Raw genomic sequence first — 13,167 nt, forward strand, 5'->3', positions numbered from 1 at the left:
CATATTGTAAAATTCTCCGTCTTCGCAGCGAACGCGAGACAGCAAGAGACCGACCCGACGAGGCGACAATGAACGACAACAACGACAGCAGACAACAAACGGGCGAATCGACGGACGAGAGCACAAGACAACGTGTGTTAGACCGCGCGAGCGAGCAGCCGACGATTCAGATGTCGCGCCGGTCGATGATGCGAGCAACGGCAGGTGCAAGCGCGGCCGCACTCGGGCTGGGCGCGGGCATGACTGGCAGCGTCGCGGGCAACATCAGCGAGTTCGACGACCTGACGGTCGATAGCCAGAACCGAATCGTCAACGAATCCGGTGAGCCGTTCAAGATGCGGGGGGTCAGCATCCCCGATCCGAAGCGACTCGACCGGACGAGCCAACTGCGCGGGAAAACCCCGTTGCAGTTGCTCGACATGATGACCAACAACGACCGGGGCTGGTATCCACGCGCCATCCGCCTACCCGCCCAGCCACAGGACATCGGCGAGCACCCGATGGGCCACGCCGGTCCGGAGTACTTCGACGACGACGGCAACCTGCGCTCGGAAGCACCAGATATCGAGAATCCTGATGCAATTCGCGACAGCCGACGGGCAATGCAACCGCCACAACCCGTCGCGTTCACCGAATCTGAACTCGAGGACTACCTCGAGAACTACTACGACCCGCTCGTCGAGCGCTGTAAGGAGCGAGGCGTCTACGCCATCGTCGACTTCCATCGCCACTGGCACGAACAACCGCCAGGAACGGAAGAACCCGGCGCGGCGGAGAATCACCTGCCTTACGACAGCCCGTACACGAACTACTGGGCGTACAACACGTACGAGGACCAGTACGTCTCGTTCGACGAGACCACGCCCGCCTCGTGGGGCCACGTCGATTCGACGTACATCAACGAAGGCGACCACCAGTACCGAGACAATCCGGATGAAGACTGGGCTGGCATCGATACCGAAGCCGACATCCCCGGGACGCCGTACGAGTACGACAACTGGCAGGTCAACGAAGAACTGCTCGAGGAGGCGTTGCTGTTCTGGAGCGTCGTCGCCGACCGGTACGCCGACGAACCGCACGTGGTCTTCGAGCCGTACAACGAACCGACTGCACCGGGTATCTGGGGTCCAGTCGAGGGCTGTGGTGCGCTCAAACAGGAGCCGCTGTGGGAGACGTTCGTCGACGACTTCATGGGGCCGATCATCGACGAGATTCGCCAGCATCAGCCCGAGCAGGTCCTGCTCACCGGCGTTCCCGGCTGGTGTCAGTCGCTGCAGGGACTGTACTGGTACGACTTCAACGACGCCGGCTACGACAACATCGCGGTTACTTGGCACAACTACGCCGGCCACGACGTAAGTCAGCTCAACAACTGGTTCAACGACACGAACTACCGCTGGCACGAAGACATCGCCGCAGAGACAGATGGTGAGTTGACTGATCCATACATCCCGCCGGAGCAGGACGTCTACGACGATTCCTGTTACGGCTGGGAAGGCTACGAAGCCGCTGGCCTGCAGAACGCGATGGACTTCCATCACATCTCGATCAGCGAATTCGGCTGGATCAACGATCCAGAAGTCGCTCACTGGCTGCGCGGGACGACCACCGGCCAGGGGACGCTGCCGGAGTACGGCATTCCCTTTTTCGACCAGATCGAAGACGACGACCGAATCAGCTGGATCGCCTGGTGTGCTGACGTTCGCTGGTACCCGACGATGTTCGAGTTCCCAGAAGGACCCGACGAGGGTGACCTCATCGGCGACGTGCTCGTCAACGACAACTTCTACGACACCGATCTCGAGGATATCTGGGCGGCGCTTCCGAACGGCTCGCCGTGTCCCGACGTGGAGAACCAGCCCTGCGAGTGGGAGCTCCTCGGCGGCGAACACAGCGGCGAGTACATCAAAGAGCAACTCGAGGTCCACCGCGACGATATGGTGCCGTTCGATCTGGGAACGACCGACCCCGGCCACGACGATCCGACACTCTACAACGGCGACGCGGCAGAGGGCATTCAGGTCGGCGAGTACACGGTCCGAGATACGACCGACGACGGCCTGCACAACGACTTCACCGGTGACGGCGAGACCACCCACGACGACGTGACTGCCTTCTTCGAGAACTTCGAAGACGACGGCGTCCAGGACAACCCCGAGGCGTTCGACTTCACCGACAGTGGTGACGTTACCTTCTCGGACGTCGCCGAACTGTTGCGTCAGCTGTAAGCCGCGGTCACAGCGACCCAGTATCGCGTTCCAACCACACTCTGCTGGCACACATTTTCACATATATTTGAAATCTGTCAGCACACAGAACGAGTAGTAAGAGGGTATGAAATACGCATCATCGACAGACGAGCAGACAGACGACCAGTCAGCAACTCGCCTCGAGAACGGAGTCACTGATGACCGACAGACAACGCGCCGGCGCTTCTTGCAGTCGACGGCTGTGACGGGAGCGCTCGCGACTGGGTTCGCCACAGGGGCAACGTCGGCCGCAGCAGAGACGGACCGTGGCATTCCGACGCCGCGGCTCCACGTCGAGGGGAACCTGATCAAAGATCCGCAGGGCAACACCGTCACGCTCCGCGGACTCAACATCGCCGATCCGAAGCGCCTGAACGTGACGGCGCCGGCACGCGGGAAAGCCGCCGAACACGTCGTCGACTTACTGACCGACGAGAGTCAGGGCTGGTATCCCAGAGTCATCCGCGTGCCCGCCCAGCCGGTCGATATCGGCGAGCACGAACCCGGCCACACCGGCGGCCCGCCGGACCCAGTCGCGTTCACCGAAGCCGAACTCGAGGAGTACCTCGAGACGCATTACGATCCGATCATCGAGCAGTTAGGCGACCTGGGCGTCTACGCCATCGTCGACTTCCACCGCCACTGGACGGACACCGACGCTGAGGACGGCTGGGACGGTGAGTGGGGAGACAGTCAAGAAGGGACGATCAACGAGGACCTGCAGGAAGAAGTTGAGATGTTCTGGGAGATCGTCGCGCCGAGATACGCCGACGACGACCACGTCCTCTACGAGGTCTACAACGAGCCGACCGAACCCGGCATGTGGGCCGAGGTAGACCGCCAGTGGGTCAGAGACAACTGGCGGCTGTGGAAGGAGTTAGCCCAGCCGTGGGTGGATACGATCCGCGAGCACGCCGACAACATCGTCATCGTCGGCTCGCCAAGTTGGAGCCAGAACCCGGAGGGCTACTACATCGAACCCTTCGAGGGCGACAATCTCGCCTACGCCTACCACATCTACTCGGGCCACGTCGTCAGCCAGAACGAAGCCTGGGACGAGGTCGGCATCGACGGCATGGGCACCGACGGCGTCTACGAGGAGGTGCCGGTGTTCGTCACCGAGTTCGGCTGGGAGGCAACCCACGCCGGCGCGACCGAACTCTACGGCCGGACGAGCGAGTTTGCCGACCCGTTCTTCGAGTGGCTCGAGTCGAGCGACGCGATTCACTGGACGGCTTGGTGTGCCGATCCGATCTGGCGGCCGGTCATGTTCACGCGGTCGTTTCTCGACGAAGACCCGACACAGCCGGAGGATACCGACTCCATCGGTCACCCCTACGAAGACGAGATTCCCGTCCACTGCGAGGACCTGCCTTGTGAGTGGGAGTTACTCGGCGGCGACGAGTTCGCCGGCGAGTACGTCAAAGCACAACTCGAGGCCTATCGCGACGATGGGCTTCCGGGCGACGGCGGCGGCTCGGACCCAGAGCCGGAGCCGATTCAGGTCGGCGAGTACACACCCGAAGACACGACCGGTGACGGTCTGCACAACGACTTCACCGGCGACGAAGAGACGAGCCACGACGTGACCGCATTCTTCGAGCATCTCGAGGATGAGGGCATCCAGAACAATCCGGACGCGTTCGACTTCGCTGACGACGAGGATGTTGGCTTTGCAGACGTGGTCGAACTGCTTCGACGGGTCTGAACAGCACGCTCGAGCACTCTCCACGACAGACAGCCATGCATTCGAATCCACACGCGGACGACACAGACGGTGACCGAACCGAGACGACCGACCACCCACAGCGTGACCCAGACGAGACTGCGAGTCCCGACGACGCCAGCCGCACACTCTCGAGGCGGCGGTTCGTCCAGGCAACTGGCACAACGGCGGGCGCACTCGCACTCGGCGGGACCGGTATTGCCGGCGCACAGCCACTCGAGGAAACCTGTGACTCCTTCGGCGAGATCGACGTCGGCGGCGGCGATTTCCTGTTGATCAACAACGATTGGGGCGCAAGCGTCGAGGACCACGGCTTCGAGATGTGTAGCTGGCTCGCCGAGGACGGCAGCTACGGCTACGAGTGGACCACCCGTCCCGCCGGTGGCGAACCGAACTATCCGCAGGTCTTACTCGGTACCAAACCCTGGGGCGACGACAGCGGGGCCGACTCGTTCCCGATCCAGCGCGGCGATGTCGAGGAGTTGACCCTCGAGGTCGACATCGATCTCGACGTCTCCGGCGGCGAGTGGAACCTCGCCGAGGAGTGGTGGCTGATGGAACAGCCGCCCGACCAGCAGATCGAAACCCACACCCACGAGATCATGCTCGTCCTCGAGTGGGGCGACGAACACAGCCACGGCGGCGTCGACGATCCGGGCGTCTGGACCGACCAGTTCGGCAACACGATCGACTACTGGGCGGTCTACGAAGACGGCGGCGGCACGGAGGCCGACTTCCACATCTTCCGCGTCAGCGGCGGGCTAACCTCGGGTCAGATCGATCTGACAGAGATTGTCGACTTCATGACCGAGCGCTACGGCCTCCGCGACGACCTGTGGCTCAGCGGTATCGAAGTCGGCAACGAGTACTGGCAGGACGTTCAGGGTGATGTAACTTACAATGCCCTCGACGTGACGGTCAACGGCACGACCTACGAGAGCGCGAGCGGCGACGAGAACGGCGCCGAACCCGACCCGATCCGGGTCGGCGAGTACGACGCCGAGGACGCCACTGGTGACGGCCTGCACAACGACTTCACCGGCAGCGGCGACACCACCCACGACGACGTGACGGCGTTCTTCGAACATCTGGACGACGACGCCGTCCGGAACAATCCCGACGCGTTCGACTTCGCCGAGAACCACGGCGTCGGCTTCGCGGACGTGATCGACCTGCTTCGGCGGGTCTAAACCGCTGTCACGGCGAAGCGTTCCCGAGGACGGAGGCGCCGCTTGTCGCCGTCGTGGGACGTATCATCGCGTTCACCCATCAGTTATTTTTATAATGCCGTATCTATAATTCTTTTCTATGGTAGCTCCGCAACAAACTGGTGTGGCCCAACCCAATGCGGCGACGCACATCCAGGCAGCTTCCTCAGGTATCGTCCTCGAGGACTTCTCGTCGTGGCCCGGTGAGAACAGTCTCGGCGAGTACTCGAGCGCCGGCGCACTCGCAAACGGCGACGGAAGCGGCGAACTCGTCGATGGCGTGCTCCGCCTCGAGTACGAGGATGCGGGCTGGTTCCTGAGCAACGTCCGCGCCGATCGCTCCGAGGACACGCACCTGGAGCTCGACGTTCGCGGCGACGACGGTGGTGAAGCGGACGACATCTACCTCGAGATCGACGATATCGAGGCGCCGCTCTCGGAACTGACCGACGATTCGGTCGGGACCGAGTTCGGGACCGTCAGCGTCGACCTGGCTGACGCCGGTGTCGACGCGTCGTCGGTCCAGGACGTCTGGCTGACCTTCTGGGGCGCCGGCAGCGGCGCGCTCGAGATCGAGGCGATTCGGTTCGTCGATCGTGAGGGAGAGACCATCGCGGTCGGCGACTACGACGCACGGGATACGACCGAGGACGGTCTCCACAATGATTTCACCGGCAGCGGTGACACCACTCACGACGACGTAACGGCGTTCTTCGAGAATCTGGACGGCGATGGCGTCCAGAACAACCCCGACGCGTTCGACTTCGCCGAGAACGACCGCGTCGGCTTCGCCGACGTGATCGAACTGCTCCGGCTAGTGTAGGGTAGGGACGACCTGTGGCGTCGCGACATCGTGGTGTCGCAGCGTCGCGATGTGTCCCGTCGATCGACGCTTCGGTTGCGAGAGTCGGTACCGCGGACAGCTACGTATATTATTCCACTATTGTTATTAAAAATATTTATTAGACAATACGTGTGTATATAGCCTATGGTTAAACGACGAAGCGTACTCAAAGGCGGCATCGCTGTCGTGACCGCAAGCGCAGTCGGCATCAGTGTGACCGGCACCAGCGGCGCACAGTCCGACGACGGGCTGGTCGTCAACGACTTCGAATCGAGCGCCTACCCTGGGGCGAACGAACTCGAGGAGTGGGCTGGCCACGCCGCGTTCGATGACGCGGACCTCGGCGACGGCGCGCTCCGTCTCGAGTACGACGACGGCGGCTTCTTCGCGAGTACGCTCCTCGCTGATCTGTCGGCCTACGACCGACTCGAGGTGGTCGTCCGCGGAGACGACGGCGGGGAGGAAGACGAGATCGACCTGCGAGTCGGTAACGTGCGCGCACAACTATCAGACCTCACCGACGATTCGATCGGCACCGAATTCGATACCGTCAGTATCGACCTCGAGGATGCAGGCGTTTCTCGCTCGGCAGTCAGACAGCTCCGACTCGACTTCTGGCACGGAGGAAGCGGTGCGATCGAACTCGAGGAAATCGCGTTCGTCGGCGACGGTGTCGGCGGCGACGACCCGCCGCAGGTGGTCACCGAGGAGACGACACTGCTCGAGTACTACGACGACTACGAGTACGGCGGCTACGGCGACGCCGTCGAGATCGACGAGTACTTCCCGGGCGACCTCGGCGACGGCCACGGCGACCACGATCAGGTCAACTGGCCGGACAGCGAGAAAGCCGACTACTTCAACGTCGACCTCGACGCCATCCGCGATGGTGCCCGCGACGGCTCGGTTACGTTCGGCGAGATGGGCGACGTCGTGATCGACCACGTCAACCAACTCGAGGCGGAGGGGTTCCCGCGCCAGGCCATCGTCCAGTTGTTGCCGCGGCTGATCTTCCTGCCCAACGAAACTGAGGAGCTCACGCTGCACAACGGGCCGCCGAACTACTGGGACGAAATCTACGGGCCACAGGAAGCCACGAACGATCCCGACACGCTCATTCAGGATCCGTGGCCGCCGGATGCGCGTTCCTACGATCCTGACGAGGTGGCGATCCGTGATCGCGCCCACGACCAGACCGATCACGAGGACTGGGAAGGATGGACCACCGCCGACCGACTGCCCGACGACCGATACTACGACGACGATAACCCGATCCGCCTGCTCGGCGACGGCATCCATCCGGCGACCGAGGAGCCACTTGGCGGCGACGGCTTCACCGCGAACGCACCGATGGACTGTCGCGCGACGATCCACGAGGAGAGCAACGCCTGGTGGTACCAGATCCTCGAGTTCGAGAACCTCAGCCCGGTTCCGTACCACCTCAACGCCGCGGTCATCATGTGGATCGGTCCTTCGGGCGCAAACGGTGACCTCCGGACGGGCCACTTCAACAACGAGCAGCGCCCGCAGCCGGGCTGGGGCCATCCACAGCGTGACGTAATCGAGGTCGTGTACGACGAAGAGCGCCAGCTGTCGGCCTACGCGATCCGCATCGCGTTCCACGACGAACCGTACAACATGCGAACGGCCTATCCGAACCAGCGCTGGTCGCTCGAGGTCGGCATGAGCGCGAACGACCACTTCGACGACGAGCAGTCCCGCGAGGAACTCGTCCAGACGATGGTCGAGTCCTGTCACGTCGAGGTCGAGACGGATATGGACCGCAACGACGACCTCCTCGACGCGCTGGATCTGCGCAACCGGATGACGAACTGAGCGAGCCGACGACGACCACCACTCACCACAGATTTTCACTTCCAATGAGACCACACACCACTCCAACGGACGATCAGACGGACCCAGCACAGCCACAGTCACAGGCCCAACCTCGAGCGAGCCGCCGCGGCGTGATGAAAGCGATTGGCGCGGGCACAGTAGCGGCCACGCTCGGCATTGCTGGCGTCTCGCCGGCCGCAGCGACGCTAGACCACGGGCTTCCGACTGACGAGTTCGTCGAGACGGATGGAACGGAGTTCGTCATCGACGGCGAACCCGTCTACTTCAACGGCGCGAACAACTTCTGGATCACCGACGACGACGCGAACGAAGCCACCGAAGAGCGCGTCGACGCCGTCTTCGACCTCTTCGATGAGCTTGGGATCAACCTCGTGCGCATCTGGGCTCACGGCGAAGCCAAGGAGGGCGAGCTCGTGCTCCAGCCCGAACCCGGCGTCTACAACGAGGACGCCCTCGAGCACCACGATTACGTGATCGAAGCCGCCCGCGAGCGCGGGATGAAACTCATCGTCGCCTTGGTCGACAACTGGGACCACGAGGGCGGCATGCTCCAGTACGCTGAGTGGGCCGGCGCAGAGTCCCGGTACGAGTTCTATACGATGGACGAAACCCGCGAGATGTACCGCAACCACGTCGAGACTATCCTCACACGGGAGAACTCCTACAGCGGCCTCGAGTGGCGCGAGGACCCAACCATCGCCATGTGGGAACTCGCGAACGAACCGCGCCTTGAGCAGGACGACGTCCCCGCCGATATGGACACTCTCGAGCCGCCGGAACATCAGGAGATTCTCGGCGAGTGGATTCAGGACATGTCCGCTTATATCAAAGACCTCGACGACAATCACCTCGTCTCGACGGGGTCGGAAGGCCACTACTACGGCCACTGGGAGGACGACTACCCGGACGACGACTGGGACGGCCAAGACTACCTCGAGCACCACTCCTACGACACGATTGACGCCGCCTCGTTCCATCTGTACCCCGACCACTGGGGCGACGACCCGGCCGATCCGGACGACCGACTCTCCTTACACGACGGCGCGGACTACATCACCGAGCGCGTCGAAGACGCTCACACCGAACTGGGAATTCCGGCGTATCTCGGCGAGTTCAACGTCAATCTTTACGATCACGACCTCGAGACCCGACACGAATTCTTGGAAGAGTGGTACGACGCCGCCGACGCGGCCGACTGTAACGCCGTCGTCCCGTGGCAGGTCGTTCTCGAGGATACCCCGGATCACGACGGTTTCCAGCTCTATGCGAGCGATTCGGGCTACATCATCGAGGAGTACGCCGACGTCGTCGCCGAGAAGAGCGGCGACTGGAACGGAGACGACGGCGACGAGACGATTTCGGTCGGCGAGTACGAGACGACTGATACGACGAGCGACGGGTTGTACAACGACTTCACCGGCAGCGGCGACACCACCCACGACGACGTGACCGCGTTCTTCGAGAACTTAGACGGCGACGCCGTTCAGGAAAACACTGGGGCGTTCGACTTCGCCGAGAACGACGGCGTCGGCTTCGCGGACGTGATCGACTTGCTTCGCCGGGTGTAGCGAGCAACGACCACCGGGTATCGGTCGGACCCGGTCGCCGGTGACGGTCAACCCATTTTGCCCGTGTCGCGTTCATCGGATATGGGGCACGTACAGGTGCGAGGTTTGACCGCCCACTCCAGAGCCACTCGGCAATTATGTGTGATAATTTCCACGAACGCGATCGAGACGGACCACGATCGATGGCCGAGTTGTGACTCGAGCGAGGCCGAGTGCCCGTTCCGCAATCGCTGAACCGATCAACTCACCGCTTTCACTGAGTGGGCAACACGAATACTGCTGGCCGCTGACTCGCGACCGGGAGTGCAATGACGGAAAACGACTCAATACCCATCGGACGCTGTTCTCCTCGACCGCACGACAGATGTGTGATCTGATGTGTACTGACACCAGCGCCACCGCGTTTCAAGCCCGAACCGCTGACCGGTCGACACGCCGATCGCACAGTCGCGGCTCTGGCCTCCCGTTCACTCGAGTGGTCGTCGTTACGCCGATTCGTCTCCATCGGTAGTCGTCGTGTCGTCCGCCGAAGGCCTGCTCGCGTTCGTGGCGACGTCGGTTCGATCCCAGTACCGGACGACGAGACCGACGCCGAGAACGCCGAGAAGGCCCGCAACCGCGAGCAACGCGATCTGTCCCGTCGGCGCCAGCCACCCCTCCTCTAAGGCGAGCCACCAGGATGCAAGCGCCGTGATCGCGACGACGATCAGCGTCGTTCCGACGTCGACGAGATCACGATCGTCGTCAGTCACCAGTCCCAGGACTGCGACCACTGCCATCACGGCACAGAAGCCGGCGAGCATCGCGACTGGTGTCATCGTCGACAACGATTCACAATCCGCCGTCGTAAGTGTACAGGTTTCGTCGCCGGTCTCGCGACGCCAGTTCGTCGACGCGTTTTCCACCACGACAACCGTTATGGAACTCACGACCGCAGATGCGTTCATGCAGGTGCTGGTTCACGGCGGCGCCGGCGGCGTGGCGAACGAACCCGAATCGAGACAGGCGGTTCTCGAGCGAGCGGCCGACGCCGGCTCCGAACGCTCGAACCCGGTCGAGGCAGTCGAGGCGGCCGTCGCGGCCCTCGAGTCATCACCCCGGTTCAACGCGGGTGTCGGGAGCGCAGTCCAGAGCGACGGCGAGATCCGCACCGACGCGGGGATCATGACCGACGCGCGAAACGTCGGCGCGGTGTGTTCGATGCCGAACGTCGAGCACGCACTCGCCGTCGCACGAATCGTCATGGAGGAGACGCCCCACGGGTTCGTCTCGGGGGAACACGCGGTCGCGCTCGCTGACCGCTACGGAATCGAGACCGGCGTCGACCTCTGGTCGGAGCGCACCCGCGACCGGTGGGACGACCTCGAGCGCCCGGCCGACGACGCCACCGGGGACGACCTCGAGTGGATCCGCGACCGGTACGGTCGGTCAGATCCCGACGGTCGTCGAGACGACCTCGATCACGATACGGTCGGCGCGGTCGCCGTCGAGGGCGACGACCTGGCCGCCGCGACGTCGACCGGGGGTCGCTGGCTCGCACTCGCCGGCCGCGTCGGCGACGTCCCGCAGGTCGGCTGTGGCTTCTACTGTTCGCCGGCCGCGGCGGTCAGCGCGACCGGCGCCGGCGAGGACATCGCTCGCGTCACCCTCTCCCGTCGCGTCGCCGGCCACGTCGAACGCGGACTCGAGGCCCAGGCGGCGGCCAACCTCGCGATCGAGGAGTTCGCGGAGCTAACCGGTTCGACCGCCGGCGTAATCACCCTCGACGCCCGCGGGAACGTCGGTTCCGCCGACAACAGCCCGGCGATGCAAACCGCTCGAGCACGCCGCTCGAGCTGATATAAGTTCGACGATCGTCGTTACCACATCTTTATAATTGTCGACTTCGTGGTCACGACCATGTTGAAGCCACGGTATCACGCCGCCAAACGGTGTCCTCACTGTGAGACGATCGTATCCAACGTACAGGGGGTCGACGCCTGCCTCGACTGCGAGTGGACCGACGTCGATCGAGACTGACGGCGATCGGCCGATAGTTCGATCTTCCTCAGCACCCGCCAACGGATGATCCCAGTCTTCTGACCTCGGTTTCGCGCCTCGAGTCGTTCGACACGCGGGAGCGGAACCTCTTTTTGTCGACCGGTCTAACCCCGGTGCATGGCCGAATCCGAGGTGGATCTGGAGTCCGAGCAGTACGAGAAACACCGCGAGGCGGGTGAGATCCTCGCCCAGGTGCGCGAAGAGACGGTCGAGCGCGTCGAGGTCGGCGCGAGCCATCTCGAGGTCGCCGAGTACGCCGAGGACCGCATCCGCGAACTCGGCGGAAATCCCGCGTTCCCCGTCAACATCTCGATCGACGAGGAGGCGGCACACGCGACGCCTTCCATCGGCGACGAGTCGACGTTCGGCGAGGAGATGATCAATCTGGATATCGGCGTCCACGTCGACGGCTGGCTCGCCGACACGGCGATTACGGTCGACCTCTCGGGTAACCCGGAGCTGGCGGAGGCACCTGAAGAGGCCCTAGAGGCCGCGATCGACGTCATCGAGCCAGGTATCGAGACCGGGGAGATCGGCGCCGAGATCGAGGACGTGATCGACGGCTACGGCTTCAACCCCGTCGTCAACCTCACCGGTCACGGCCTCGGTCACTGGGAACAACACACCAGCCCGAATATTCCGAATCGGGCGGTCTCACAGGGAACGACCCTCGAGGTCGGCGACGTCGTTGCGATCGAACCGTTCGCGACCGACGGCGGCGGCAAAGTCTCGGAGGGTGCAAGCGAGGAGATCTTTTCGCTCGAGCGGGAGGGCAACGTCCGGAATCGCCAGGCTCGTGACGCGCTGTCACAGATTACCGAGGAGTTCCGAACGCTCCCGTTTGCGACCCGATGGCTCGAGACGGATCGTGCGGAGATGGCGCTTCGCCGGCTCAAACGAAGCGATATCGTCCACGGCTATCCGGTCCTCAAAGAAGACGACGGCTTCCTGGTCAGCCAGAAAGAGCATACGCTCATCATCACCGAGGACGGCTGTGAAGTGACCACCGGCTGAGTCGGTCCGGCTGTGAAGTGACCACCGGCTGAGTCGGTCCGGCTGTGAAGTGACCACCGGCTGAGTCGGTCCGGCTGTGAAGTGACCACCGGCTGAGTCGGTCCGGCTGTGAAGTGACCACCGGCTGAGTCGGTCCGGCTGTGAAGTGACCACCGGCTGAATTGGTTCGAGACGGTCGACGACCTGTTCTCACCGATTCGACCCTCGTGACGTGTCACGGAACCTGCGGTATCGTCGTCGAGCGTCGAAGGAGAGCGTCGGTTGCAGAGAACGGGTGACCGGTGTGATCTCGTTTGGTTCGGGGGCTCGCTTTGATCAGGCGTTGTTCATCCGCTGGCTCGTCCGGTGACCACACTGCTGGCACTCGCTCACGCGGTATGGCTCGCGGGAAAACTGCGCGTTCTCCTCTTTCATGCTCTCGGTTCGAATCTGCACCGAGACTTCGTGGAGCGTCTCCAGGTCGCAGCGTTCACAGTGTTCGGTCATCCCGTTGAATGAGTCGTCTGTCGTTGCCATTGACGGGTTAGTTCCGATAGTACTGTCTTAAACCCACGCTTCATATCGAATCGTGAGTCGAGACGCGACGCGGCGTATTTCGACGTCTGTGGCCAATCGAGACGGTTCGACACCGTTCAATCTGTCTTCTAATCCCCCATTTTCA

10 protein-coding genes are annotated in these 13,167 nt (G+C 63.0%); 8 read left to right on the forward strand and 2 right to left on the reverse strand.

Annotated features, from left to right (window positions below; translation table 11 throughout):
* Positions 1-68: 68 nt before the first annotated feature.
* From AB7C87_RS14940 to AB7C87_RS14965, 6 genes are all read left to right on the forward strand, one after another.
* Entirely contained in the window at positions 69-2,228 is a 2,160-nt protein-coding gene (locus AB7C87_RS14940; RefSeq protein WP_369730283.1) for a cellulase family glycosylhydrolase, read from the forward strand.
* Between the two features lie 106 nt (positions 2,229-2,334).
* Entirely contained in the window at positions 2,335-3,957 is a 1,623-nt protein-coding gene (locus AB7C87_RS14945; protein WP_369730284.1) for a glycoside hydrolase family 5 protein, read from the forward strand.
* Positions 3,958-3,992: 35 nt separating this feature from the next.
* Complete coding sequence (locus AB7C87_RS14950; protein WP_369730285.1) at positions 3,993-5,165, forward strand: twin-arginine translocation signal domain-containing protein; 1,173 nt, start codon at positions 3,993-3,995, stop codon at positions 5,163-5,165.
* Positions 5,166-5,307: 142 nt separating this feature from the next.
* Positions 5,308-6,006 (forward strand): hypothetical protein, encoded by a 699-nt coding sequence (locus AB7C87_RS14955; protein ID WP_369730286.1) that lies wholly within the window; start codon positions 5,308-5,310, stop codon positions 6,004-6,006.
* Positions 6,007-6,171: 165 nt separating this feature from the next.
* Positions 6,172-7,863 (forward strand): hypothetical protein, encoded by a 1,692-nt coding sequence (locus tag AB7C87_RS14960; protein ID WP_369730287.1) that lies wholly within the window; start codon positions 6,172-6,174, stop codon positions 7,861-7,863.
* 44 nt (positions 7,864-7,907) lie between these two features.
* The gene (locus AB7C87_RS14965; protein ID WP_369730288.1) at positions 7,908-9,452 is read left to right on the forward strand and encodes a cellulase family glycosylhydrolase; all 1,545 of its coding nucleotides are present in this window, start codon (positions 7,908-7,910) and stop codon (positions 9,450-9,452) included.
* A 485-nt stretch (positions 9,453-9,937) separates the two neighbouring features.
* Here AB7C87_RS14965 and AB7C87_RS14970 read toward each other — a convergent pair whose 3' ends face one another.
* Entirely contained in the window at positions 9,938-10,270 is a 333-nt protein-coding gene (locus tag AB7C87_RS14970) for a hypothetical protein (RefSeq protein WP_369730289.1), read from the reverse strand.
* Between the two features lie 127 nt (positions 10,271-10,397).
* On the opposite strand from AB7C87_RS14970, the gene AB7C87_RS14975 reads away from it, so the two are divergent.
* Positions 10,398-11,291 carry an isoaspartyl peptidase/L-asparaginase gene (locus AB7C87_RS14975; protein ID WP_369730406.1) on the forward strand — a complete coding sequence of 298 codons (894 nt, stop codon included), beginning with the start codon at positions 10,398-10,400 and terminating at the stop codon, positions 11,289-11,291.
* 318 nt (positions 11,292-11,609) lie between these two features.
* Entirely contained in the window at positions 11,610-12,506 is an 897-nt protein-coding gene (map, locus tag AB7C87_RS14980; RefSeq protein ID WP_369730290.1) for a type II methionyl aminopeptidase, read from the forward strand.
* A 315-nt stretch (positions 12,507-12,821) separates the two neighbouring features.
* Here map and AB7C87_RS14985 read toward each other — a convergent pair whose 3' ends face one another.
* The gene (locus AB7C87_RS14985; protein ID WP_369730291.1) at positions 12,822-13,022 is read right to left on the reverse strand and encodes a DUF7835 family putative zinc beta-ribbon protein; all 201 of its coding nucleotides are present in this window, start codon (positions 13,020-13,022) and stop codon (positions 12,822-12,824) included.
* Positions 13,023-13,167 lie beyond the last annotated feature (145 nt).

It is taken from the genome of Natrarchaeobius versutus, assembly GCF_041205745.1.
Lineage (GTDB): Archaea > Halobacteriota > Halobacteria > Halobacteriales > Natrialbaceae > Natrarchaeobius > Natrarchaeobius versutus.

What these genes read in the sequence shown, in the direction of transcription:
- AB7C87_RS14940 (WP_369730283.1), top strand. Translation starts at nt 69, where the DNA reads ATGAACGACAACAACGACAGCAGACAACAAACGGGCGAATCGACGGAC.
- AB7C87_RS14945 (WP_369730284.1), top strand. Translation starts at nt 2,335, where the DNA reads ATGAAATACGCATCATCGACAGACGAGCAGACAGACGACCAGTCAGCA.
- AB7C87_RS14950 (WP_369730285.1), top strand. Translation starts at nt 3,993, where the DNA reads ATGCATTCGAATCCACACGCGGACGACACAGACGGTGACCGAACCGAG.
- AB7C87_RS14960 (WP_369730287.1), top strand. Translation starts at nt 6,172, where the DNA reads ATGGTTAAACGACGAAGCGTACTCAAAGGCGGCATCGCTGTCGTGACC.
- AB7C87_RS14965 (WP_369730288.1), top strand. Translation starts at nt 7,908, where the DNA reads ATGAGACCACACACCACTCCAACGGACGATCAGACGGACCCAGCACAG.
- AB7C87_RS14970 (WP_369730289.1), bottom strand. Translation starts at nt 10,270, where the DNA reads ATGACACCAGTCGCGATGCTCGCCGGCTTCTGTGCCGTGATGGCAGTG.
- AB7C87_RS14975 (WP_369730406.1), top strand. Translation starts at nt 10,398, where the DNA reads ATGCAGGTGCTGGTTCACGGCGGCGCCGGCGGCGTGGCGAACGAACCC.
- map (WP_369730290.1), top strand. Translation starts at nt 11,610, where the DNA reads ATGGCCGAATCCGAGGTGGATCTGGAGTCCGAGCAGTACGAGAAACAC.
- AB7C87_RS14985 (WP_369730291.1), bottom strand. Translation starts at nt 13,022, where the DNA reads ATGGCAACGACAGACGACTCATTCAACGGGATGACCGAACACTGTGAA.